Source organism: Candidimonas humi (assembly GCF_019166065.1).
Classification (GTDB): Bacteria; Pseudomonadota; Gammaproteobacteria; order Burkholderiales; family Burkholderiaceae_B; genus Candidimonas; species Candidimonas humi.
The window spans coordinates 565,174-588,881 of the sequence record NZ_JAHTBN010000003.1 but is presented as its reverse complement, the minus strand read 5'-3'; the positions used below and the strand labels follow the sequence as shown (position 1 = coordinate 588,881).

The following is a 23,708-nucleotide window of genomic DNA, read 5'->3' as shown; positions in this document are numbered from 1 at the left end:
GATCTTACAGTTTCGAGACGGAGACGTGCTGCAGCAAGGCCTGTACCGACACATGCATGACATCGGTGAAAGGCTTGGGATAGATGCCCATGTACAGCACCAGGATCGCCATCAGGCCGAGTATGAAGAACTCCCGTTTGTCCAGATCGTTCATCTCGCGTACGTGGTCGTTGCCGATGTCGCCGTAGGCGACCCGCTTGACCATCCACAGGGAATAGGCCGCGCCCCAGATCAGCGCCGTGGCCGCCAGCAGGCCGATCCAGAAGTTGTACTGGACCGCGCCCATGATCACCGTGAATTCACCCACGAAGCCGCTGGTGGCCGGCAGGCCGCTGTTGGCCATCGAGAACAGCACGAACAGCGTCACGAAACGCGGCATGACGTTGATTACGCCGCCGTAGTCGGCGATGCGGCGGGTGTGCAGGCGATCGTACAGTACGCCTATGCACAGGAACATGGCGCCCGAGACAAAACCGTGCGAGATCATCTGCACGATCGCGCCCTCGATCCCGGCCGTGTTGAAGATGAAGAAGCCCAGGGTGACGAAGCCCATGTGCGCCACGGACGAATACGCCACCAGTTTCTTCATGTCGTCCTGCACGATCGCCACCAGGCCGATATAGATGACCGCGATCAGCGACAAGGCAATCATCAGCCCGGCCAGGCTGTGCGAGGCGTCGGGCGTGATCGGCAGCGAGAAGCGCAGGAAACCATAGGCGCCCAGCTTCAGCATGATGGCCGCCAGCACCACCGAACCGCCGGTCGGGGCTTCGACGTGCGCATCCGGCAACCATGTGTGCACCGGCCACATCGGCACCTTCACCGCGAAGGCCGCCAGCAGCGCCACGAACACCAGCACCTGCGGCGTGTAGCCCAGCTTCATCTGCTGCCAGGTCTGGATGTCGAACGAGCCGCCCGCCACGTGCCACAGGTACAGGAAAGCGACCAGCGTCAGCAGCGAGCCCGCCAAGGTGTAGAGGAAGAACTTGAACGCTGCGTAGACGCGGTTCGGACCGCCCCAGACGCCGATGATCAGGTACATCGGGATCAGCGTGGCCTCGAAGAACACATAGAACAGCATGCCGTCCAGGGCCACGAACACGCCTATCATCAGCCCCGACAGGATCAGGAAGGCGGCCATGTATTGCGATACGCGCTTGGTGATCACCTGCCAGCCGGCCAGCACCACGATGACGGTGATGAACGAAGTCAACAGCACGAACCACAGCGAGATGCCGTCCACGCCCAAGTGGTAGTTGACCGCGTAGGTCTTGATCCAGGAAGCCTTTTCCACGAACTGCATATTGGCCGTGGCCGGATTGAAGCCCGTGTAGATCGGGATCGTCACCAGAAAGCCCAGCACGGAGCCGGCCAGCGCCAGCTTGCGCGTGAATTCCGCCCGCTCGTCGCTGCCCAGCAACAACACCACCAGGCCGGCCACGATGGGCACGAAGATCGCAAGCGTTAACCAGGGAATTGTAGAAGACGCCATATCGCTAGCCATCAGTGAACCGTCAGCACGAAAAAGGTTAGAAAAGCCATGATGCCGATGATCATCGCAAAGGCGTAATGATAGATAAACCCGGACTGGATATACCTGGTGACGCCGGAGAACCAGCCCACCAGGCGGGCGCTGCCGTTGATCAGGCCGTCGATGATGCCGCGATCACCGCCCTGCCACAGCCCGCGGCCCAGCCAGCGCGCACCGCGCGCCAGCACTTGCTCGTTGAACCAGTCGTCGTAGTATTTGTTCTCGAGCACCGTGTACACGCAAGACAGGCGCTTGCGGATCGCGGTCGCGGCGCTGGGATTGACCAGGTAGCAATACCAGGCGACGGCCAGGCCCGCCACCGTCAGCCAGAACGGCAGCGTGATGAAGGCATGCAGCGCGTAGGCCAGCCAGCCGTGCCATTCGCCGGCGATTTCGGCCATGGCCGGATGCTCGGCCAGCACCATGATGGACTTCTTGAAGTAGCCGCCGAACAGCAGCGGATCGATGAACAGCGCCCCAGCCACCACGGACGGAATCGCCAGCAGTATCAGCGGCAAGGTCACCACCCAGGGCGACTCGTGCGGCACGCCGCCGTGATGATGGTCGTCGTGGCCGCCTTGCGCATCGTGTGCGTCGTGCGCAGCATGATCGTCATGTCCCGCATGCGCGCCATGCGCGTCATGGCCGTGGCCCGAAGTGTCGAAGCGTTCTTTGCCGTGGAACACCAGGAAGTACACGCGGAAGGAATACAGCGAAGTCACGAACACACCGATCAGCGTGGCATAGTGCGCAAAGCCTGCGCCCCACACATCGGCCGCGGCCGCCGCTTCGATGATGTGTTCCTTGGAATAGAAGCCTGCGAAGAACGGCGTGCCCACCAGCGCCAGCGTGCCGACCAGGAAGGTGATCCAGGTGATAGGCATGTACTTGCGCAAGCCGCCCATGTTGCGAATGTCCTGGTCGTGGTGCATGCCGATGATGACCGAACCCGCGCCCAGGAACAGCAGCGCCTTGAAGAAGGCGTGCGTCATCAGGTGGAAGATGGCCGCCGAGTAGGCCGAGGCGCCCAGGGCCACGGTCATGTAGCCGAGCTGCGACAGGGTGGAATAGGCAATCACCCGCTTGATGTCGTTCTGGATGATGCCCAGTATGCCCAGGAACAGCGCGCCGATGGCGCCGATCACGATGACGAAGGACAAGGCGGTGTCGGAATGTTCGAACACCGGCGAGAAACGCGCCACCATGAAGATGCCCGCGGTGACCATGGTGGCCGCGTGGATCAGGGCGGAAATCGGCGTCGGGCCTTCCATGGAATCGGGCAGCCAGGCATGCAGCGGCACCTGGGCCGACTTGCCCATGGCGCCGACGAACAGCGAAATGGCCGCCACCGTCAGCAAGTGCCAGTCGGTGCCCGGAAAGTTCGCGCCGGCCAGCTTCTGCGCGCCCTGGAATACTTCGCCATAGTGCATGCTGCCGGTGTAGGCGAACAGCAGGCCTATGCCCAGCACGAAGCCGAAGTCGCCCACGCGGTTGATCAGGAAAGCCTTGAGATTGGCGAAGATCGCGGTCGGCCGGGTATACCAGAAACCGATCAGCAGGTAGGACACCAGGCCCACGGCTTCCCATCCGAAGAACAACTGGAGCATGTTATTGGACATGACCAGCATCAGCATCGAGAAGGTGAACAGCGATATATACGAGAAGAAGCGCTGGTAGCCTGGATCGTCGGCCATGTAGCCGATGGTGTAGATGTGCACCATCAGCGATACCGAAGTCACCACCACCATCATCAGCGCCGACAGCGGGTCGATCAGGAAGCCGATTTCCAGCGGGGTATGGCCGATCAGGGTCCAGGTATAGACCGTGCCGTCATAGCCCTGGCCGCCCAGCACCTGGAACAGCACCGCCACCGAGCAGACGAATGAGATGAACACGCCGGCTATGGTCAGGTAGTGGGAGGCGCGGCGATTGACCGAGCGGCCCAGGAAGCCCGTGCCCCAGAAGCCCGCCATGATGGCAGTGACCAGCGGTGCGAAGGCAATGACGAGATAAAGCGATATTGAATTCGTGTTCTGCATGTTTGCCTCAACCCTTCAGGCGATCGAGTTCTTCAACGTTGATCGTATTCAGGTTGCGGAACAGCAGCACCAGAATCGCCAGGCCGATGGCCGCCTCCGCGGCGGCCACGGTAAGGATGAAAAAGACGAAGACCTGCCCGGCGATATCGCCCGACCAGGTGGAAAATGCGACGAAATTCACGTTGGCCGCCAGCAGTATCAGCTCGATCGACATCAGCAGGATGATCAGATTGCGGCGATTCAGGAAGAAACCGAAGATGCCGATGGCGAACAGGATCGCTCCGACGATAAGGTAGTGGGCGAGTGTGATGGTCATTTCGTTTCCCCTTGAGCCTCGGCGGCCTGCGGCTGCGGCGCCTCGGTCTGCGAAGCGATGCTCACCAGGCGCACGCGGTCCCGGGCGCGCACGCGCACCTGGTCGCCCGGCTTTTGGTACTTGACGTCACGGCGATGGCGCAGCGTCAGCGCGATGGCGGCGATCATGCCCACCAGCAGGATCACGGCCCCGACTTCCACCGCGTATATGTACTGGTTGTACATGGCCATGCCCAGCGCATGCGTATTGTTGTAGTTGGCCGGCAGCGCCGCGGCAGGGCCTGCGCCGAACCAGGTGCGGCCCAGCACGAAGGCCATTTCCAGGACCATGATCAGGCCTATGACCAGGCCCACCGGCAGGTAGGTCTTGACGCCGTGGCGCAAGGTATCCATGCGGATATCCAGCATCATCACCACGAACAGGAACAGCACCATGACCGCGCCCACATAGACCAGCACCAGCAGCAGGGCCAGGAACTCGGCCTGCAGCAGCATCCACAGCATGGCGGCGGTGAAGAACACCAGGATCAGGTGCAGCACCGCGGTGACGGGGCTGGTGGCGAGGATGACGCGAAACGCCGCAACCACCAGAATCAGCGACAGCACATAGAACAGGACAGTAGTAAACATTGTTGAGCAGGTTCCGGCGTTCAGCGATAAGGAGCGTCTTCGGCCCGACGACGCGCGATTTCGGGTTCGTAACGGTCACCGACCGCCAGCAGCATATCCTTGGTGAAATACAGGTCGCCCCGCTTCTCGCCGTGATATTCGAGGATATGGGTCTCGACGATGGAATCCACCGGACAGCTTTCTTCACAGAAGCCGCAGAATATGCACTTGGTGAGATCGATGTCGTAGCGCGTGGTGCGCCGGGTGCCGTCGTCGCGCACCGCCGACTCGATGGTGATGGCCAGCGCCGGGCACACCGCCTCGCACAGCTTGCAGGCGATGCAGCGCTCTTCCCCGTTGGGGTAGCGGCGCAGCGCGTGCAGGCCGCGGAAGCGCGGCGAGGACGGCGTCTTTTCCGCGGGGTAGCGCAGAGTGATCTTGCGCTTGAACAGGTACTTGCCCGTCAGGACCATGCCCTTGAACATTTCGGACAGCATCAAACTGCCGAAGAAATCCTTGATTGCTTCCATTTCTATCTCGCCTCCGGCCGTGTCAGTGCCATATATTCCACGGCGTTTGCATCCATATCATGACGACCAGCAGCCATACGCCCGTGAAAGGAATGAAGACCTTCCAGCCCAGGCGCATGATCTGGTCATAGCGGTAGCGCGGGAACGTGGCGCGGAACCATATGAAACACGAAACCACGAAGAAAGCCTTGATGCCCAGCCACAGCCAGCCCGGCACCCAGGTAAAGGGCGCAATTTCCAGCGGCGGCGCCCAGCCGCCCAGGAACATGATCGAGGCCATGCATGACAGCAGGATCATGTTGGCGTATTCGCCGAGGAAGAACAGGGCGAAGCCCATGCCGGAATATTCCACCATGTGCCCGGCCACGATTTCCGATTCGCCTTCGACCACATCGAAGGGGTGGCGGTTGGTTTCCGCCACCGACGAAATCACGTAGATCACGAACAGCGGCAGCAGAGGCAGCCAGTTCCACGACAGGAAGTTCAGGCCCTTGGAGGCAAAAAACCCGTGGGTCTGCCCCACCACGATGCCGCTCATGTTCAGCGTGCCCGAGACCAGCAGCACCGTGATCATGACGAAACCTATGGCCAGTTCGTAGGACACCATCTGCGCCGAAGCCCGCAGCGCCGAGATCAGCGCGTACTTCGAGTTCGAGGCCCAGCCGGCCACGATCACCCCGTAGACACCCACGGACGTGATCGCCATCACGTACAGCAGGCCGGCATTGACGTTGGCCAGCACTACCCCGGGCTGGAACGGCACCACGGCCCAGGCGGCCAGCGCCGGCATCAGCGTCACCACCGGCGCCAGGATGTACAGCACCTTGTTCGCCTTGCTGGGGACGATCAGTTCCTTGGTCAGCAGCTTGAACACATCGGCAAAAGGCTGCAGCAGGCCGCGGTAGCCCACGCGGGTGGGCCCCAGGCGCACGTGCATGGCGCCGATCAGCTTGCGTTCCCAGTAAGTCAGGTAGGCCACGCACAGGATGATGGGCACCGCGATCACTACGATCTTGATCAGCGACCAGATTAGCAGCCACCACTGCGGCCCGAGCAGGTCGGTGCCGTAGCCTTCAACGATCTTGAGCCATTCCATTTATGCGCGCTCCACCGAAAGTTGGCCAAAGGCGCTGCCCAGCGCCACCGTCTCGGCATAAGCCGCCGCCACTCTCACAGCGCCGTCGGCGACCGTGTCGTCGAGCTCGGCAGCCAGCAGGGCCTCGCCTTGCGCCGAGCGCACCCGCACCGGTGTGCCGTCTTCCAGCCCCAACCCGGCCAGGGTGGCCGCATTCATGCGCGCCGTGGGCGCGCGCGAGGCGGCCGCAGCCTGCAAGGGTTCGGAACGGCGCACCATGGCATCGCTGCGGTAGATGGGGATCTCGGCCAGGCGTTCCAGCCCTTGCGCCTTGGGCGCCAGCGCCGGCTCGCCGCGCACTTCGTTGCCCAGGCGGCTGTCCACGCCGCCGACCATGACGGTATCGCGCACCGATTCCGAAGTTTCGTCGTCGAAGCCCTGCAACTGAAACAGATTGCCCAGCACACGCAGCACCTTCCAGCCCGGACGGGTGTCGCCGTAAGGCGCCGTGGCGCCCTTGAAGCTCTGCACCCTGCCCTCGGCGTTGACGAAGCTGCCGGACGTCTCGGTGTAGGGCGAGATGGGCAGGATCACGTCGGCCCAGTCTTGCGCGCCGCTGAGATACGGCGTCAGCGCCACGGCGAAATCGGCCGCCTTCAAGACTTCCAGGGCGCGCGCGCCATTGTCGGCGTCCAGCGCCGGTTCCGCGTGCACCACCAGGTAGCCCTTCAGGCCGCGGCTCAGCATCTGCGTGGCATTCATGCCGCCGGGGCCGGGCGTAGCGCCGGCCAGGTAGCCGCCCACCGTATTGCCGCCCGGGATCAGGAAGCCGAAGCGGCCCTTGGCCGCGCGCGCCAGCGCCGCGGCATTGGCGGCGATCAACGAGGCGCGATCGGAAGCCACGGCCATATTGCCCAGGAACACGGCGACCTTTTCTCCCGACGCCAGGCTCGCGGCAATGCGGCGCGCGTCTTCGCCGGGCTGCAGCGAGGCAAATTCCGCCGGCGCCGGCTGGCCGCCCGCCTGCGCCAGCGCCGCCAGCACTTCGGCCAGGGCATTGGCCATCTGGCTCGGCGCTACCGTCATGCGCGCGGTCACGGGGAACAGCGGATCGTCGGCCGCACCGTCGATGAAGCTGACCTGGGTGCCGCGCTTGACGGCCTGGCGCAGACGCTGCGCCATCAAGGGATGATCCTTGCGCAGGAACGAGCCCACCACCAGCACGCGATCGAGCTCGCCGAGCTCGGCCACGGGCATGCCCAGCCAGGGCACGCCCGTCAGCGCGTGATCCAGGTCCGGATCGATGTTGCGCAGCCGGAAATCGATGTTCTCGGTGCCCAGGGCGCGCGCCAGCCGCGCCAGCAGCGCCAGTTCTTCAGTGGTGGCATGCTGGCTGCCCAGCGCGCCGATCTGGCCCGCGCCATGCTGCTCGCGCACTTGGCCCAGGCCCCTGACGACGGTCTGCAAGGCGTCGCTCCAGGACGCTTCGCGCCATTGGCCATCGGCGGTCTTGATCAGAGGATGGCGCACGCGGTCTTCGGTGTACAGGCCTTCGTAGGCCCAGCGATCGCGGTCGCTGATCCAGCATTCGTTGACGTCTTCGTTCTCGAAGGGCACCACGCGCATGACGCGGTCGGACTTGACCTGCAGGATCACGTTGGCGCCCAGGCTGTCGTGCGGGCTGACCGAACGGCGCCGCGCCAGTTCCCAGGTGCGGGCGGTATAGCGGAACGGCTTGGACGTCAGGGCGCCGACCGGGCAGATATCTATCATATTGCCCGACAGCTCGGACTCGACAGCGCGCCCCACGAAAGAGGTGATTTCGGAATGCTCGCCGCGGTTGACCATGCCCAGTTCCATCAGGCCGCCGATTTCCTGGCCGAAGCGGATGCAGCGGGTGCAATGGATGCAGCGCTGCATTTCCTCGGCCGAGACGAGCGGGCCCATTTCCTTGTGCACCACCACGCGCTTTTCTTCTTTGTAGCGCGAGGCCGAGGCGCCGTAGCCCACTGCCAGGTCCTGCAACTGGCATTCACCGCCCTGGTCGCACACCGGGCAGTCCAGCGGGTGGTTGATGAGCAGGAATTCCATGACGCTTTTCTGCGCCGCCACCGCCTTGGCCGACGCGGTGTGCACGATCATGCCGTTGGTGACCGGCGTGGCACAGGCCGGCAGCGCCTTGGGCGCCTTCTCGACTTCGACCAGGCACATGCGGCAATTGGCCGCGATCGAGAGCTTCTTGTGATAGCAGAAATGCGGCACGTACAGCCCGAGCTTGTGCGCAGCATGCATGACCATGCTGCCCTCGGGAACTTCTACCTTGTTGCCGTCGATGGTGAGTTCAACCATTGCGTCCTGACCCTACAGATATTTGGGCACCACACAGCTCTTGTGCTCTATGTGGTGTGCGAACTCGTCGCGGAAATGCTTGATGAAGCTGCGTACCGGCATGGCCGCCGCGTCGCCCAGGGCGCAAATGGTGCGCCCCATGATGTTGGCGGCTACGGAATCGAGCACGTCCATGTCTTCGGGACGGCCCTTGCCATGCTCGATGCGATCGACCATGCGGAACAGCCAGCCCGTGCCTTCGCGGCACGGCGTGCACTGGCCGCAGCTTTCTTCGAAATAGAAATAGGACAGGCGCATCAGAGACTTGACCATGCAGCGGCTGTCGTCCATGACGATCACCGCCCCCGATCCCAGCATGGAACCCGCCTTGGCGATCGAGTCGTAGTCCATGGTGGTGTCCATCATGATGGAGGCCGGCAGCACCGGGGCGCTGGATCCGCCTGGGATCACGGCCTTGAGCGTGCGGCCCGCGCGCACCCCGCCGGCCAGTTCGAGCAGCTTGGAAAAAGGCGTGCCCAGGGGGATTTCGTAATTGCCGGGCCGTTCCACGTCGCCCGATATCGAGAACAGCTTGGTGCCGCCGTTGTTGGGCTTGCCGATCTCGAGGTATTCCTTGCCGCTGTTGCGGAAGATCCAGGGCACCGCGGCGAAGGTCTCGGTGTTGTTGATGGTGGTGGGCTTGCCGTACAGGCCGAAACTCGCCGGGAACGGCGGCTTGAAGCGCGGCTGGCCCTTCTTGCCTTCGAGCGACTCGAGCAAGGCGGTTTCTTCGCCGCAGATATACGCGCCGAAGCCATGGAAGGCATGCAACTGGAAGTTGAATTCCGAGCCCAGGATCTTGTCGCCCAGGAAGCCCGCGGCGCGCGCTTCTTCGAGCGCTTCTTCGAAGCGTTCATAGACCTCGAAGATCTCGCCGTGGATGTAGTTGTAGCCCACGCTGATGCCCATGGCATAGGCGGCGATCGCCATGCCTTCGATCACGATGTGCGGGTTGAAGCGCAGGATGTCGCGGTCCTTGAATGTGCCGGGCTCGCCTTCGTCGGAATTGCACACCAGGTACTTCTGGCCGGGAAAGGCGCGCGGCATGAAGCTCCATTTCAGGCCGGTGGGGAAGCCCGCGCCGCCGCGCCCGCGCAGCCCCGAGGCCTTGACCTCGGCGATGACGTCCTCGGGCTTCATGCCGGTGGTGAGGATCTTGCGCAGGCCTTCGTAGCCGCCGCGCTTGACGTAGTCGGCCAGGCGCCAGTTGCTGCCGTCCAGCCCCGCCACGATCTGCGGGCTGAGGTGGCGGCCGTGGAACAGCATGCTGCGCGCAAGATCATTGCCCGGATCGGCCGTCAGGGCGTCCGAATAGCGTTGCAATACGTCGGCCGCGCTCATGCCGATTCCCCCTGCTGTCTGAGTTCCTGGATCAGGCCGTCGAGCTTGTCCTCCGACATGCGCACGCACATGTGCTTGTCGTTCACCAGCATTACGGGCGAGTCGCCGCAAGCGCCCATGCACTCGCCTTCGACCAGCGTGAACATGCCGTCTTCCGTGGTGTCCTGGAAATCGATGCCCAGCTTCTGCTTGATGTGATCGGCCACCTTGACGCTGTCGCGCAACGCACAGGGCAAATTGGTGCAGATCGTCAGCTTGTAGCGGCCGGCGGGCTTGGTGTTGAACATATTGTAGAAAGTGGCGACTTCCTGGACCGCGATGGGCGGCACGCCCAGGTAGGCGGCCACGTCCTCGATCACTTCGGTCGAGACCCAGGCCTTTTCGTCCTGGGCGATGGTCAACGCCGCCATGATGGCCGATTGTTTCTGGTCGCTCGGGAACTTGGTCAGTTCCTTGTCGATTTTCCTGTAGGCTTGTTCGGAAAGCAGCATGGTTCGAATCCGGTTTATTCCTTGGCTTGCGGGCGCGGTGCCTAGCGATCGATCTCGCCGAACACGATGTCCTGGGTCCCGATGATGGTGACCGCATCGGCGATCATGTGGCCGCGCGACATTTCATCCATGGATTCCAGGTGCGCAAAACCCGGCGCGCGTATCTTCAGGCGATAGGGCTTGTTCGCCCCGTCGGAGATCAGGTAGATGCCGAACTCCCCTTTCGGGTGCTCGACGGCGGTATAGGTTTCGCCCTCCGGCACGTGGAAGCCTTCGGTGAAGAGCTTGAAGTGGTGGATCAGGTCTTCCATGCCCGTCTTCATGCGCTCGCGCCTGGGCGGGGCGACCTTGTGGTCGTCGACGATGACCGGGCCCGGATTGTTGCGCAGCCATTCCACGCACTGGCGGATGATGCGGTTGCTTTCGCGCATTTCGGCAATGCGCACCAGGTAGCGGTCGTAGCAATCGCCGTTCACGCCCACGGGGATGTCGAAATCGAGCCTGTCATAGACCTCGTAGGGCTGCATGCGGCGCAGGTCCCATTCCACGCCCGAACCGCGCAGCATCGGGCCGGTGAAGCCCAGGGCCTTGGCGCGCTCGGGGCTGACCACACCTATGCCCACCAGGCGCTGCTTCCAGATGCGGTTGTCGGTGAGCAGGGTTTCGTATTCGTCGACGCAAGTCGGAAAGCGATTGGTGAAGTCTTCGATGAAATCCAGCAGCGAGCCGGAGCGCGCTTCGTTCATGGCGCGCAGCTCTTTCTCGCCGCGGTACTTGCTGGAGGCCCCGTACATGGGCATGGAATCGGGCAGGTCGCGGTATACGCCGCCCGGACGGTAGTAGGCCGCGTGCATGCGCGCGCCCGACACCGCCTCGTAGCAGTCCATCAGGTCTTCGCGCTCGCGGAAGGCATACAGGAACACCGCCATGGCGCCCACGTCCAGCGCGTGCGAACCCAACGACATCAAGTGGTTGAGCAGGCGCGTGATCTCGTCGAACATGACGCGTATGTACTGCGCGCGCAGCGGCACCTTGATGCCCATGAGCTTCTCGATGGCCATGACGTAGGCGTGTTCGTTGCACATCATGGACACGTAGTCCAGGCGGTCCATGTAGGGCAGCGCCTGCAGGAAAGTCTTGTGCTCGGCCAGCTTTTCGGTGGCCCGGTGCAGCAGCCCGATGTGCGGGTCGGCGCGTTGTATCACTTCGCCGTCCAGCTCCAGCACCAGGCGCAGCACGCCGTGCGCGGCCGGATGCTGCGGTCCGAAATTCAGGGTGTAGTTCTTGATTTCAGCCATGTTCTTCCAGTACGCCTTAACGCCCTATTCCGTAGCCGTCTTCACGCACCACGCGCGGGTTGATCTGCCGCGGCTCGATGGTGACGGGTTGGTAAACCACGCGCTGCTGCTCGGGGTCGTAGCGCATTTCGACATTGCCCGACAGCGGGAAGTCCTTGCGGAACGGATGCCCGATGAAACCGTAGTCGGTCAGGATGCGGCGCAAATCCGGGTGGCCTTCGAACACGATGCCGAACAGGTCGAAGGCCTCGCGCTCGTACCAGTTGACGCTGGGCCAGACCTCGCACAAGGTGTCCACGATCGGGAATTCTTCGTCCTGGGCCCAGGTGCGCACCCGCAGCCGCCAGTTGTGCTTGATCGACAACAGTTGCGCCACCACGGCGAAGCGCTGCGGATAGCGCTGCGCCGCGTCGGTGAACGTGGGCGCGCGCCAGGCGGAATAATCCACGCCGCACAGGTCGAGGCATTCCTCGAAGCCCAGTTCCGGCGTATCGCGCAGCGTCTTGCAGGCATCGACCCATTGCTCGGCCGGGATTTCCAGCGTCAGTTCGTCCAGGGCCAGGGTCAGCGCGGCGTCTTCGCCGAACTGTTTCAGTAGTTGCGTTTTGAGCGTTTCAAGCCGGGTCATGGTGCACTTGTTCGTAGATGACAGCGATCGGACAGATGCGGCCGGAAGCCCGGCCGCAGCGCGCCCGCTAGCGGGCGATCGTGTTGGTGAGGCGGATCTTGTTCTGCATTTGCAGCAGGCCGTAGACCAGCGCCTCGGCCGTGGGCGGACAGCCCGGAACGTAGACGTCCACCGGCACGATACGGTCGCAGCCACGCACCACCGAATACGAATAATGGTAGTAGCCGCCGCCGTTGGCACAGGAACCCATGGACACGACCCAGCGCGGCTCGGGCATCTGGTCGTAGACCTTGCGCAACGCCGGGGCCATCTTGTTGCACAGCGTGCCGGCCACGATCATCAGGTCGGACTGGCGCGGGCTGGGCCGGAAGATGATGCCGAATTGATCCAGGTCGTAGCGCGCCGCGCCGGCGTGCATCATTTCGACCGCGCAACAGGCCAGGCCGAAGGTCATGGGCCACAGCGAGCCCGTCTTGGCCCAGTTCAGGAACTTGTCCGCACTGGTAGTAATGAAACCTTCTTTGAGTATGCCGTCGATAGCCATGATTTGCCACCTAACCTCTAATTACCGATCTTAGCGATCTGCGTTGCCGCCATGCCGTGCCGGCATGCCGTTGCTGCCACATTCTGCCGGCGACTATCGCCGGCGTATCCTGCCGCCCCACACTGGCGGGCCCAGCCTGTCGAAAGTCGAGCCGCCGCCATATATTCTTTGCCACAGCCCTTGTGCCACAGCCCTGCCATGCGCCCGCCCTGAGGCTGCGGCGCCGCCAGGCGCAATCCGGCCGGAAGCGGGGTCACTCCCAATCGAGCGCGCCCTTCTTCCATTCGTAGATGAAGCCCACGGTGAGCACCGCAAGAAAGACAATGACTGTCCAGAAACCGACCAGCCCCAGCGGGCCGCTGGCTATCGCCCAGGGAAACAGGAAGGCGATTTCGAGGTCGAACAGTATGAAGAGAATGGCCACCAGGTAGTAGCGCACGTCGTACTTCATGCGCGAGTCGCCGAAGGCCTCGAAACCGCACTCGTAGGGCGAGAGCTTTTGTTCGTCGGGCCGATGAGGCCCGATCAGCCGTCCTACCGACAGCAACGCCGCACCGATGAGCGTCGCAACGATGATGAAAAGCAGTACGGGAAAGTACTCTTGCAGATTCATGCAGTGCATCCGGATGGGTCTATCTAAACTTATAGATTGTAGCATTTCGAGTGTGTCATCCGGCTGAATAGCGGCCATGCTTTGCGGATACGCCGCCTCATGTCGGCATCAAGCCGAAGCATGGCGCTTCCAGCCCGGATATTTACAGCCTTCGGGACGCTGCGCCTGGCAAGCACCGCGACAATTCAGCCTACATTTGCGCCAGGCTTGGTCCGGCGTCACAGCCAGATGGCACAAGACCGTTCCCGTTCATAGCCCGGCAGATAATGGCCGCATTGTCGGCGTATGCAATGCCGTCGTATGCAATACCGGCGCGCGCGATGCCACACGCATAAAGCGGACACCCAAGAAAAAAGCCGCTCCGAAGAGCGGCTTTCATACCCGAGCCGAAGCTCGGGCCTGTTCTGTGTCCGACCCCGAAACTCGGGCCGGCTCGGCGCATGGACAAGCCATGCGTACCGATTAGAACATGTGGCGAACACCGACGCCGATCGCGGTCGACTTCAGGTTGTCCGAGAAGTACTGGTGCGTAGCATACGAACCGATAGCGTACAGGTTGGTGCGCTTGGACAGGTTGTAGGTGTAGCCCAGGCTGTAGGCTTGTTGCTTCTTCAGATCGCCGGTGTAGCTGCTGCCGGGATCGGCCATTTGCCAGGAAGCCAGGATCTTGCCGTTGCCGATGGGGGCCGACAGACCGACCAGGTAGCTGTTGACCTTCAGGCCGTCCAGCTTGACCATGGCGTCGCTGCCAACACCGTAGTCAGCGCTGCCGCTGTCGGCGTTGTTGAAGCCAGCGCCTTGGGTTTGGAACAGACCGTTGCGGGTTTGACCGAAGCCCAGGGAGACCTTCACGACTTCGAAGTCGTAGGCCGCGCCGATGTTCCATTCGTTGACAGCACCGCCGTCGATCGAATCGTTGTCGAAGCGGTCATACGTCAAAGCAGCCGAGATCGGGCCGTTGGCGTAACGCAGACCAGTCGTGATCGCACGATTGTTCTTGTCGTTTTGGCCGCTGATCTTCCAAGCCTGGTTGCCGCTGGCGTTGAAAGCATAGCCCAAACCAAACTGGAAGCCCGAGAAGTTCGGGGTTTGGTACAGGATCATGTTGTCGTAACGCAGCGTGTTGGCCGACGTGAACGACTCACCCAAGTTGGCTTGAGCAAAACCGTTGCCGAACGGGTCAATCACACCGCCCAAGTACTTGGAGGCGATGTTGGTTTGACGACCCAGATCCAATTCACCCCAGCTGTCGCCGGCCAGACCAACGGTGGCTTGACGACCGAAGAGACGGCCGCCTTGAGCCGAGTTACCAGTGGAGCTGTCGAAGCCGCTTTCCAACTGGAACACAGCGTGCAGGCCATTGCCCAGATCTTCGGAACCCTTCATGCCCCAACGGCTGCCGGATTGCACGCCGTTGATGACGCCGAAGCGGGTAGCCTTGTAGCCATCGCTACCTTTGAGCTGTTGATAGCCGATACCAGTATCGATGATCCCGTACAGGGTCACCGACGTTTCTGCTTGAGCAGCGCCAGCGAAGCCGGCAACTAGAGCAGCAGCGAGCAGAGTCTTTTTCATGTAAGAAATCTCCGTAGATTTGAGTAACTGAGAACGGCGATCAACCTTTACGTCCTGCCGGTCTTTCTAACTCCGCGATGGGAAGTTGGTGCTATTGCATCAAAATTCGCGGCCCCTGGCTATTGTCCAGCGGACAAAAGCTTAACTTTTCCTGAGAATTGTTGGCTGGACACAACAAAGCTCTTTTTTTACCCCGAAAACGGCAGGGTTTACCCTGGTTTTTGTGTGGCGTCCGCGCCACACTTCGCATTACCGTCCAGGCCTCGAAAAATATTCAGAAAAATTCGAGCTTATGCGAATAAATACCTGTTTTTACTGCGGCTTTTTGGGCTGGAAAACAGCCTTCTTCGAGCGGCCCGGAGAGCTCTCCAACGAGGCTTTCCCTGCCTTTCAGGGCTAAAACCATGCCCTTTCGAGCCTGGCCCGGCCGGACGCCATCCCGGCAAGGCCGGGCCCATCTTACCGCAATCGCGACCCTGGGGTGGCCAGAGCGATGCAGAGAGCCTCTGCCGCTACCCCGGCCTCACGGAGCGAAGCGCTCGGCCTGTGCGCGGCGCTTCATTCCGGGCGAGACAAACGCATTCCGCACGGCGGCAGCGCGCCTCTGAGCCTTCTGAGCCTTCTGAGCCTTCTGAGCCTTCATAGGCCTTGCAGGCCTCAAAGCCCCCAAATACCCGGGGCGCCTCAGGCGCCCCCGATATCTGGAAGATTCCAGACATATTAAATATTAGCGCGCCTCGCCCAGCCCATGGCGCTCCAAGCCGCGTACAGGCCTAGATGATGCGACGGATCGGGCATTTCGCCGTTGACGGCCGAGAGCGACTCAGGCGGCGCCGGTGTCAGGCGGCACGCTGGTAATACAGGTTCTGGGGGTGGCGCGCCTCGGTGAAGAAGAACCAGCGCTCGGCCACCAGGCCGGCATACTGGATCAGGAATGCCACGACCAGCAGGCCGACGAGCCCGGGCATTGCCCCGGCGGCGTGTGCCTGCGACCAGGACCAGCCCAGGGCCAGCAGCACGAAGGGCACTACGAACGCGGCCAACAGAAAGCCGTACTTGGCGGTTTTCAGGGCGGCCGGAGTCTGGCCATGGAAGAATTCGCGGGTATTGAACGCGCTGGCGGTGAAACCGCGCGATACCTGCCGGATATTGTCCGAACGTATGCCGGTGGCGCTTTGCAGCGTGGATTTGGGGTGCAGCCGGGCATTGCGCCCCAGCGAAGCCAGGCGCGACAGCAGCCCGGCCGCGGTCAGCACGCAGGCGCAGGCGGCCAGCAAGCCGACCAGGCCGGGGGCGAAGCACGCCGCGGCCAGGGTGGCCAGCGTGAAACCCGAGGCGCAGCCCAGCAGCACGAAATTCACCATGGTCAGCGGGCTGGCCCATTCCTGCAGGAAGCGCAGGCAGGCGTAGATCATGGACGTACAGACGAACAACGCCGCAGCGGCCAATACGGCCAGCAGGCCGAGCGCCAGGGCCGCGGCGGGCGGCCATGCCAGCATGTGGGCGCAGCCATAGAAGAAAGTCAGTGCCAGGAAAGCCGGCAGCGCCAGGCATTCGCGCGACAGCCAGGATGTGCGCCACATGGCCACCGCCCGCCAGGCGCGTTCGGGATGCCCCAAGTGAAAGAACGAGGCGAGCAGCCCCAGGGCGCCGAGCACCACGGATGCCGCGCTACCGGCTGTATAGAACGCCGCCGCGGGCGCCGGTACGCTGTCGGCAGCAGCCAGGCATTGCACAGCCACCAGGGCCAGCAGCAGCCCCTGGGCTGCGCCGCACAATGTAGTCAGGAACACGACCGAAAACGCGGGCCGCATGGGGCTATCCTCCTTGCCGCTCGGTGCGCGGCGCACTCGCGCGCCGCCGCAACCTTGCCGATATCATGAATAAATTACCTGTGTACTTGGCCGTGATAAATCACCTGCGCACTTGGCTGCACGCCCGGCGCTAAGCCCTGGCAGCCACGGCGGCCAGGTCGATGCGGCCGCTGTCGAGCTGCCCTTGAAGGCCAGCGGCGTGCAAGGCCGCGCCGCCAGCCGCCGCGCTCTCCGACCCGCAGCCGCAGGACTGCGACGAACAGCCCGAGGCCTGCGTCTTTTGGCGCGGCAGGTAATGATTGGCGGGATTCGTGCCCCATTCCGGCATCAACTGGTAGCCGCCGCGCTCGCGGATCGCCCTGGACACCTCGGAATCCGGGTCGTGGATATCGCCGAACAGCCGCGCCGAGGTCGGACAGGCCAGCACACAGGCGGGCTTGCGGTCGCGCTCGGGCAGGGCCTGGTTGTCGATGCGGTCCGCGCACAAGGTGCACTTGGTCATTTCCTTGCGCTGCGGGTCCAGCTCGCGCGCCCCGTACGGACAGGCCCAAGTGCAATAGTTGCAGCCTATGCAGCGATCGTAGTCGACCAGCACCAGGCCATCGGATTCGCGCTTGTAGCTGGCCCCCGTGGGGCACACCGGCACGCACGGGGGATCCTCGCAATGCAGGCACGACTTCGGGAAGTGCACCGTCTCGCTGAAGGGAAATTCGCCGGCCTCGTAGGTCTGCACCCGGTTGAAGAAGGTGCCGCAAGGGTCGGCGTCGTAGGCCTGCATATCGGCCAGGCTGCCCGCCTCGCCCGAGGTATTCCATTCTTTGCAGCTCGTCACGCAGGCATGGCAGCCTACGCAGACGTTCAAATCTATCACCAGCGCCATCTGAGTCATATTGCATGCCCCTGCATGATGTGTCCTTTTGCACCCCGGCCCCTGCCATCCGCCCGGCCACGCCCCGGATACCTGCCTGAAGCTGCCGCTCCCGCCGGCCGCGGCGCCGCCCCGGGTATTGCCACCACGCCGGCCCGCTGCAATGCCACCGCCAACCCTACGACGAGGCGCATAGCGGCAGCATGCCAATATCGCTGCACGGCACTCATTTGCCCCGCCCTGCCGCCCTGCGCAGCCTGGCGGCGAACTCGCCTCGTCCGGCGAAATAGGCCTGGGCCAGCCGCGTTACGACGCTCGCCGAGCCCGGCATGGGCTGCATGGGAACGAACTGCGGCAGCGTGGTCTGCTCTTCGGCCTGCGCCGGATAAATGCGCACTCTCAGGTCATACCAGCCGGCCTGTCCGGTGATGGGGTCGGAATTCGACAGCGGAGCGCTGCCGTCCGCGGCAGGCAGTTCGTCGGTGATCAGGTGGTTCAGCAAAAAGCCACGCTGCGACTCGTTGGCCTGCGGCCCCAGGTTCCAGGCCCCGGCGGCCTTGCCGATGGCGTTCCAGGTCCAGACCGTGCCGGGCTCCACCGCCTCGCTGTAGCGCGCCATGCAGCGCACCTTGCCCCATTGCGACTCTATATACATCCAGCCGCCGTCGGCGATGCCCTGCTCGGCCGCCACCTTGGGATTGACGAACAGGTAGTTTTCGCCGTGAATCTGGCGCAGCCAGGCGTTTTGGGAATCCCAGGAGTGATACATGGCCATGGGCCGCTGCGTGACCGCCGCCAGCGGAAAGCGCTGCGCATCTATGGCCTGGTGTTCCACGGGCTCGTGCCAGAACGGCAGCGGATCGAAATAATGCTCGACACGCGCACGCAGGTGCTCGGGCGGCTGCCGCCCCGCCCTGCGGCCCTGGGCGGCGAGACGGAACTTCTGCATGACGTCGGAATACAACTGGATCACGATAGGCGTGTCGAACTTGCGCAAGCCGTTTTCCTTGGCCCATTTCAGGTACGGGCCGTTGCAGTTGCGCATGTATTGCCACGATTCGGGCAGCACGTGGTGGTAGTAGCAATCGTGCTTGGCGTATTCTTCCCACTGCCGCGGATTGGGTTCGCCGACCAGCGCCTTGTCGCCGTCCTTGCCGCGCCAGCCGATCAGGAAACCCGTGCCCGAATCGGGCGCCGTCTGGAAATTGACGACGAAATCCGTATAGCCGCTGTAGCGCGGGGTGCCGTCCGGGGCGGTGAAGGCCGGCAGGCCTATGCGCGCGCCCAGCTCGATCAGCACGTCCTGGAACGGCCGGCACTCGCCCGTGGGGGGCACTACCGGGATACGCACCGAATCCACCGGCCCGTCGAATTCGGAAATCGGCCGGTCCAGCATGGACATGGCGTCGTGGCGTTCGAGGTAGGTGGTATCGGGCAGGATCAGGTCGGCAAAGGCCGTTGTCTCCGACTCGAAGGCATCGCATACCACCAGGAACGGAATGCGGTACTCGCCATCCTCGCGCTTGTCGGCCAGCATCTTGCGCACCTCGACCGTATTCATGGACGAGTTCCAGGCCATATTGGCCATGAAGATCATCAGCGTGTCGATGGGGTACGGGTCGCCGCGCCAGGCATTGGTGATGACGCTGTGCATAATGCCGTGCACCGCCAGCGGGAATTCCCAGGAAAAGGCCTTGTCTATGCGCCCCGGCCGTCCCTGCTCGTCGACGAACAGGTCTTCGGGGGCAGCCGGCCAGCCCAGCGGGCCGACCGATAGCGGCGTGTCGGGCTTGATGGCTGCGGGGTCGTTGGGCGGCTTGGCCGAGGGTGGCACCGCGCGCGGATACGGCGACTTGTGCCGGAAGCCGCCCGGAGTGTCGATGGTGCCCAGCAGCGTCATCAATATGGATAGCGCGCGTATCGTGTGAAAGCCGTTGGAATGCGCCGCCAGGCCGCGCATGGCATGAAAGGCGATGGGCGCGCCGCGCACCTTGTCATGTTCCACGCCCCAGCAATCCGTCCAGCGGATCGGCAGCTCGACCTGCTGCTCGCGCACGGCGGCGACCAGTTCGCCCGCCAGGCGGCGTATGGTGTCGGCCCCGATGCCCGTGATCTGCGCCGCCCATTCCGGCGTACAGGGCGCCACCCGCTCGCGCAGCAGCGCGAATGCAGGCGTCACGGGCGTGCCGTCTTCCAGGGTGTAGCGGCCGTCGAGCGCCGGCTCGGCGCCGGGCGCGTGATGCAGCACCGCGCGGCCGGTATGTTTGTCCCACCAGCGGCGGTTCTGCGGAAACAGGGCGTTCTGCTCGGGACTGGCCGCATCCTGCACGAACAAGCCATAGGTGTCGCCGTCGGCGCGCTGGTCGATCAGTTCGCCGGCATTGGTGTAGCGCGCCACGAATTCGTGGTCGTAGGCGTCCTGCTCGATCAGCTCGCGGATCAAGGCCATGAACAGCGCCCCGTCGGTGCCCGGGCGGATAGCTATCCATTCGTCGGCGATCGCCGCATAGCCAGTGCGCACCGGGTTGATGGCGATGAAGCGGCCGCCGGCCCGCTTGAATTTCGAAAGCGCAATCTTCAGGGGATTCGAGTGGTGGTCTTCGGCGGTGCCTATCATCAGGAACAGCCGGGCCTGGTCGAGATCGGGGCCGCCGAATTCCCAGAACGAGCCGCCCATGGTGTAGATCATGCCGGCGGCCATATTGGCCGAACAGAAGCCGCCGTGCGCCGCATAGTTCGGCGTGCCGTACTGCTTGGCGAAGAGCCCTGTAAGCGCCTGCATCTGGTCGCGCCCGGTGAACAGCGCGAACTGGCGCGGATCGGTCGCACGCAAGTGCGCCAGGCGCTCGGACAGCACCGACATGGCGTGTTCCCAGGACACCGGCTCGAACTGGGCGGCGCCGCGTTCGGTGCCGGGCTTGCGCATCAGCGGCCGGGTCAGGCGCGCCGGCGAGTATTGCTTCATGATGCCCGACGAACCCTTGGCGCAGATCACCCCCTGGTTCAGGGGATGGTTCGGATTGCCGTCGATATAGCGCACCTCACCATCACGCAAATGCACCCGTATGCCGCAACGGCACGCGCACATATAGCATGTGGTGGTCTTGACTTCGAGGGATTCCTGCTGCGTGCGGTGCCGATGCTCCATGCGCTTGTCTCCGGTCTCGATGGCAAAGCCGCCTGTTCCGGATTCTGCGCCGGACAGATACGCGTCATACGCGTTTGTCGTACAGACCGCACAATACTAACATAATAATCGATACAAAACGTACCGAAATTTGGAAAAACATACGATAAATGTAAGCCTGCAAGGCTAATCGCCGGCGGCACGTGGCCCGCATGTCGGGTCCGGCCTGCCGACCGGGCCATTCCATATCCGATTTATATTACTACTGGTGGTAGTAAGTAAATATGTATAAGAAATAAAGAAAAGACGGCGGGCCTCAGTGTCCGGCGCCGAAAACATGGTTGAGTTCGCCGCCCGGCATGGCGCCGGACAGGCCGTCGAACGAGCCGGTTTTCATCTGTTGCATCACTGGCAGCAAGGCGCCCCAGGCCACCCGGGCCAGGGCGCCCCCGACACTGACGCGCCGCACGCCCAAGTCCGCCAGCTCGGCCGCGTTCATGCCGGGCCCCATGATCAGCACATTGACGGGCTTGGGCGCCACGGCGCGCACCATGGCCGCGATATCCTCTTTCTTACGCACGCCCGGCGCATACAGGCAATCGGCGCCCGCCTCCGCGAAAGCGGCCAGCTTGTCGATGGCCGTGCCGATGGCCTCGGGGTCCGTCAGCAGGCCTTCGGTGCGAGCCACCAGCAGGACATCGGAACCCGTGGCGTCGATCGCCGCGCGCGCGGCCCGGATGCGTTCCACGGCCAAGGGCTTTGCGTACAGGCCGGCTTCGGTATCGGCGTCCCTGTCTTCGATGGACAAGCCGGCCACTCCGGTTTGCACCGCCAGGCCGACATTGGCCGCCACCGCTTCGGGCGACTCGGCAAAGCCCGATTCGAAATCGGCATTGATCGGCAGATCCACGGACGCGCACAAATCGCCCAGGTGCCGCAGCACATCGTCGCGCGTCACCGCGTAGTCTGGGCGCCCGGTGCTCCAGGCATAGCCGGAACTGGTCGAGGCCAGCGCCGCAAAACCCAGATGCTGCAGCATGCGGGCGCTGCCCACGTCCCAGGGGTTGGGCAGGACGAAACAGCCTTGCGCATGCAAGGCCCTGAAAGCGGCGCGCCGCTCGGCAACGGTACGGGACATGGCAACCTCGATGGAAAAAACCCGGCAATGGAAAAACCAGTGCAGCGGGAAAGATAAATAATGTATCGACGTTATCGACGTACAAGCATAGTCCTGAACAGGAACAGGCGGAAGCTGCCATGGCCGCTGACGCGTCGCTGAATTCGGCGGCACGGCCGCACCGCCAACACATGGCCGCGGCGCGACTGGCCCCCGCGACGCTTGCGCGCTACTGGCCACGTGCGGCCGCGCGGTGTTCCGAGCTATGTGTCATGCAGGGCCGATTTCGGGTTGAGCCTGATTGACAGCCGCCACGGCGCTGCGCAATATGAAAGTCTTGCCCTTTTCGTTCCATCGATACGGCAACGGAAAGCCCGACCAGGGGAAGACAAGCCACGGCATCACATCGAACAAACCGTAGACAGCCCACAATATTCAAATCGACAAGGAGTATCGGATGCGCACGATCGACAAGCTGGCACTACCAATAATTCCAATCGTTTCCGCGCTGGCGCTGGCCATGGCGCCGAGCGCTCATGCGGCCGACTCCGGCCCCATCCAGCTCACGTGGTGGCATTCCATGGGCGGCCCTCTCGGCGAAGAGGTCAACAAGCTCGCCAACGAATTCAATGCATCGCAGTCCAAGTACCAGGTCAAGCCGGTCTACAAGGGCCAGTACGACCAATCCATGACCGAGGCCATCGCCGCCTTCCGTACGCATCGCCAGCCCGACATCCTGCAGGTCTACGAAGTCGGGACCGGTACCATGCTCGCGGCCAAGGCCGCCGTCGTCCCGGTGTACAAGCTCATGGAACAAGTGGGCGTGAAATTCTCCGCCGACCAGTTCGTCCCGGCAGTCAGCGCCTACTACAGCGACAGCCAGGGGCGTCTGCTTTCCATGCCTTTCAACACCTCTTCGCCGGTGCTCTACTACAACAAAGACATGTTCGCGAAGGCCGGGATCAAAGAACCGCCCAAGACCTGGCAAGAACTCGAAGCCGACGCCCAGAAACTCAAGGACAGCGGCGCCAAGTGCGGCTACACCACCGCATGGCAGTCCTGGATCAACATCGAAAACTACGGGGCCTGGCACAACATACCGTTTGCCAGCAATGACAACGGGTTCGGCGGCATCAATACCAAGCTGCTGTTCAACACCAAGCCGTTCGTGGAACACATCGCGCGCCTGGGCGAAATGGCCAAGAAAGGCCTGTTCACCTACGGCGGCCGCGCCGACAAGCCCATGCCGCAATTCGTAGGCGGCGTCTGCGCCATGATGACGCAGTCCTCGGGCGCTCTGGTCCCCATCGTCAAGGGCGCGAAGTTCAAGGTCGGCGTCACCATGATGCCCTACAACTCCGACCTCGTGAAACATCCCCAGAACTCCATCCTGGGCGGCGCCACGCTGTGGGTACTGAGCGGCAACCCCAAGAACCACTATGAAGGCATTGCCAAGTTCCTGGCCTTCCTGGCCGAGCCCAAGCAACAAGCGCAATGGAGCCAGGCCACCGGTTATATCCCGGTGACCAAGGCCGCCTACGAACTCAACCAGAAAGAGGGCTACTACCAGAAGTACCCGGGCGCCACCACCCCGATCAAGGAACTGTCCCTGAATCCGCCCACCAAGAATTCCAAGGGCATTCGCATGGGCAACTACGTGCAGTTCCGCGACATCATCAACCAGGAGCTGGAAAACGTCTGGTCGGGCAGCAAGACCGCCCAGCAGGCGCTCGATGACGCGGTCAAGCGCGGCGACGAGCAACTGCAGATGTTCGCCGCGGCGCATGCCAAGTGACCATCGGGCA

General features: G+C 63.1%; 19 protein-coding genes. 1 reads left to right on the top strand and 18 read right to left on the bottom strand.

All coding sequences use genetic code 11. The annotated features are described in order from the left end of the window. Window positions 1-4: 4 nt before the first annotated feature. The 18 genes from KVP10_RS09745 to KVP10_RS09660 form a co-directional block, all read right to left on the bottom strand. Window positions 5-1,492 carry an NADH-quinone oxidoreductase subunit M gene (locus KVP10_RS09745; protein ID WP_217964350.1) on the bottom strand — a complete coding sequence of 496 codons (1,488 nt, stop codon included), beginning with the start codon at window positions 1,490-1,492 and terminating at the stop codon, window positions 5-7. Window positions 1,493-1,503: 11 nt separating this feature from the next. After that, window positions 1,504-3,570: an NADH-quinone oxidoreductase subunit L gene (gene nuoL / locus KVP10_RS09740; protein ID WP_217964349.1), complete on the bottom strand. Its 2,067-nt coding sequence runs from the start codon at window positions 3,568-3,570 to the stop codon at window positions 1,504-1,506. Window positions 3,571-3,577: 7 nt separating this feature from the next. Next, entirely contained in the window at window positions 3,578-3,886 is a 309-nt protein-coding gene (gene nuoK / locus KVP10_RS09735) for an NADH-quinone oxidoreductase subunit NuoK (protein ID WP_217964348.1), read from the bottom strand. Then, complete coding sequence (locus KVP10_RS09730; protein ID WP_217964347.1) at window positions 3,883-4,515, bottom strand: NADH-quinone oxidoreductase subunit J; 633 nt, start codon at window positions 4,513-4,515, stop codon at window positions 3,883-3,885. The genes nuoK and KVP10_RS09730 overlap by 4 nt, the downstream gene beginning before the upstream one ends. A gap of 20 nt (window positions 4,516-4,535) precedes the next feature. Next, a complete protein-coding gene (nuoI, locus tag KVP10_RS09725) occupies window positions 4,536-5,024 on the bottom strand; it encodes an NADH-quinone oxidoreductase subunit NuoI (RefSeq protein ID WP_217964346.1) in 489 nt (162 codons plus the stop codon). A gap of 22 nt (window positions 5,025-5,046) precedes the next feature. Continuing rightward, the gene (nuoH, locus tag KVP10_RS09720; protein ID WP_217964345.1) at window positions 5,047-6,120 is read right to left on the bottom strand and encodes an NADH-quinone oxidoreductase subunit NuoH; all 1,074 of its coding nucleotides are present in this window, start codon (window positions 6,118-6,120) and stop codon (window positions 5,047-5,049) included. Beyond that, window positions 6,121-8,448: an NADH-quinone oxidoreductase subunit NuoG gene (nuoG, locus tag KVP10_RS09715; RefSeq protein ID WP_217964344.1), complete on the bottom strand. Its 2,328-nt coding sequence runs from the start codon at window positions 8,446-8,448 to the stop codon at window positions 6,121-6,123. Between the two features lie 12 nt (window positions 8,449-8,460). After that, window positions 8,461-9,828 (bottom strand): NADH-quinone oxidoreductase subunit NuoF, encoded by a 1,368-nt coding sequence (nuoF, locus tag KVP10_RS09710; protein WP_217964343.1) that lies wholly within the window; start codon window positions 9,826-9,828, stop codon window positions 8,461-8,463. Continuing rightward, window positions 9,825-10,319 (bottom strand): NADH-quinone oxidoreductase subunit NuoE, encoded by a 495-nt coding sequence (gene nuoE, locus KVP10_RS09705; RefSeq protein ID WP_217964342.1) that lies wholly within the window; start codon window positions 10,317-10,319, stop codon window positions 9,825-9,827. The genes nuoF and nuoE overlap by 4 nt, the downstream gene beginning before the upstream one ends. Before the next feature lie 41 nt (window positions 10,320-10,360). Continuing rightward, a complete protein-coding gene (locus tag KVP10_RS09700; protein WP_217964341.1) occupies window positions 10,361-11,617 on the bottom strand; it encodes an NADH-quinone oxidoreductase subunit D in 1,257 nt (418 codons plus the stop codon). Window positions 11,618-11,633: 16 nt separating this feature from the next. Beyond that, complete coding sequence (locus KVP10_RS09695; RefSeq protein WP_217964340.1) at window positions 11,634-12,245, bottom strand: NADH-quinone oxidoreductase subunit C; 612 nt, start codon at window positions 12,243-12,245, stop codon at window positions 11,634-11,636. A gap of 67 nt (window positions 12,246-12,312) precedes the next feature. After that, window positions 12,313-12,789, bottom strand: a complete 477-nt coding sequence (locus KVP10_RS09690) for a NuoB/complex I 20 kDa subunit family protein (RefSeq protein ID WP_017524972.1) — start codon at window positions 12,787-12,789, stop codon at window positions 12,313-12,315. A gap of 253 nt (window positions 12,790-13,042) precedes the next feature. After that, entirely contained in the window at window positions 13,043-13,402 is a 360-nt protein-coding gene (locus KVP10_RS09685; RefSeq protein WP_217964339.1) for an NADH-quinone oxidoreductase subunit A, read from the bottom strand. A 462-nt stretch (window positions 13,403-13,864) separates the two neighbouring features. After that, a complete protein-coding gene (locus KVP10_RS09680; protein WP_217964338.1) occupies window positions 13,865-14,977 on the bottom strand; it encodes a porin in 1,113 nt (370 codons plus the stop codon). A gap of 839 nt (window positions 14,978-15,816) precedes the next feature. After that, window positions 15,817-16,791, bottom strand: coding sequence for a dimethyl sulfoxide reductase anchor subunit family protein (locus KVP10_RS09675; RefSeq protein WP_217964337.1), 975 nt, complete (start codon window positions 16,789-16,791; stop codon window positions 15,817-15,819). Between the two features lie 130 nt (window positions 16,792-16,921). Next, a complete protein-coding gene (locus tag KVP10_RS09670; RefSeq protein ID WP_217964336.1) occupies window positions 16,922-17,680 on the bottom strand; it encodes a 4Fe-4S dicluster domain-containing protein in 759 nt (252 codons plus the stop codon). 205 nt (window positions 17,681-17,885) lie between these two features. Further along, on the bottom strand, window positions 17,886-20,807 hold the full coding sequence (locus KVP10_RS09665; protein ID WP_217964335.1) for a molybdopterin oxidoreductase family protein: 2,922 nt from the start codon (window positions 20,805-20,807) through the stop codon (window positions 17,886-17,888). Window positions 20,808-21,102: 295 nt separating this feature from the next. Further along, window positions 21,103-21,924, bottom strand: coding sequence for an isocitrate lyase/PEP mutase family protein (locus KVP10_RS09660; RefSeq protein ID WP_217964334.1), 822 nt, complete (start codon window positions 21,922-21,924; stop codon window positions 21,103-21,105). 436 nt (window positions 21,925-22,360) lie between these two features. Here KVP10_RS09660 and ugpB point away from each other — a divergent pair, with 436 nt between their 5' ends. Continuing rightward, window positions 22,361-23,698, top strand: a complete 1,338-nt coding sequence (gene ugpB, locus KVP10_RS09655) for a sn-glycerol-3-phosphate ABC transporter substrate-binding protein UgpB (RefSeq protein ID WP_217964333.1) — start codon at window positions 22,361-22,363, stop codon at window positions 23,696-23,698. Window positions 23,699-23,708: the final 10 nt, after the last annotated feature.

Coding starts and splice junctions, on each gene's coding strand:
- KVP10_RS09690 (WP_017524972.1), bottom strand. CDS start 12,789: ATGGCTATCGACGGCATACTCAAAGAAGGTTTCATTACTACCAGTGCG.
- KVP10_RS09680 (WP_217964338.1), bottom strand. CDS start 14,977: ATGAAAAAGACTCTGCTCGCTGCTGCTCTAGTTGCCGGCTTCGCTGGC.
- nuoF (WP_217964343.1), bottom strand. CDS start 9,828: ATGAGCGCGGCCGACGTATTGCAACGCTATTCGGACGCCCTGACGGCC.
- nuoI (WP_217964346.1), bottom strand. CDS start 5,024: ATGGAAGCAATCAAGGATTTCTTCGGCAGTTTGATGCTGTCCGAAATG.
- nuoG (WP_217964344.1), bottom strand. CDS start 8,448: ATGGTTGAACTCACCATCGACGGCAACAAGGTAGAAGTTCCCGAGGGC.
- KVP10_RS09675 (WP_217964337.1), bottom strand. CDS start 16,791: ATGCGGCCCGCGTTTTCGGTCGTGTTCCTGACTACATTGTGCGGCGCA.
- nuoK (WP_217964348.1), bottom strand. CDS start 3,886: ATGACCATCACACTCGCCCACTACCTTATCGTCGGAGCGATCCTGTTC.
- KVP10_RS09700 (WP_217964341.1), bottom strand. CDS start 11,617: ATGGCTGAAATCAAGAACTACACCCTGAATTTCGGACCGCAGCATCCG.
- ugpB (WP_217964333.1), top strand. CDS start 22,361: ATGCGCACGATCGACAAGCTGGCACTACCAATAATTCCAATCGTTTCC.
- KVP10_RS09670 (WP_217964336.1), bottom strand. CDS start 17,680: ATGACTCAGATGGCGCTGGTGATAGATTTGAACGTCTGCGTAGGCTGC.
- nuoL (WP_217964349.1), bottom strand. CDS start 3,570: ATGCAGAACACGAATTCAATATCGCTTTATCTCGTCATTGCCTTCGCA.
- KVP10_RS09685 (WP_217964339.1), bottom strand. CDS start 13,402: ATGAATCTGCAAGAGTACTTTCCCGTACTGCTTTTCATCATCGTTGCG.
- KVP10_RS09745 (WP_217964350.1), bottom strand. CDS start 1,492: ATGGCGTCTTCTACAATTCCCTGGTTAACGCTTGCGATCTTCGTGCCC.
- KVP10_RS09660 (WP_217964334.1), bottom strand. CDS start 21,924: ATGTCCCGTACCGTTGCCGAGCGGCGCGCCGCTTTCAGGGCCTTGCAT.
- nuoE (WP_217964342.1), bottom strand. CDS start 10,319: ATGCTGCTTTCCGAACAAGCCTACAGGAAAATCGACAAGGAACTGACC.
- KVP10_RS09730 (WP_217964347.1), bottom strand. CDS start 4,515: ATGTTTACTACTGTCCTGTTCTATGTGCTGTCGCTGATTCTGGTGGTT.
- KVP10_RS09695 (WP_217964340.1), bottom strand. CDS start 12,245: ATGACCCGGCTTGAAACGCTCAAAACGCAACTACTGAAACAGTTCGGC.
- nuoH (WP_217964345.1), bottom strand. CDS start 6,120: ATGGAATGGCTCAAGATCGTTGAAGGCTACGGCACCGACCTGCTCGGG.
- KVP10_RS09665 (WP_217964335.1), bottom strand. CDS start 20,807: ATGGAGCATCGGCACCGCACGCAGCAGGAATCCCTCGAAGTCAAGACC.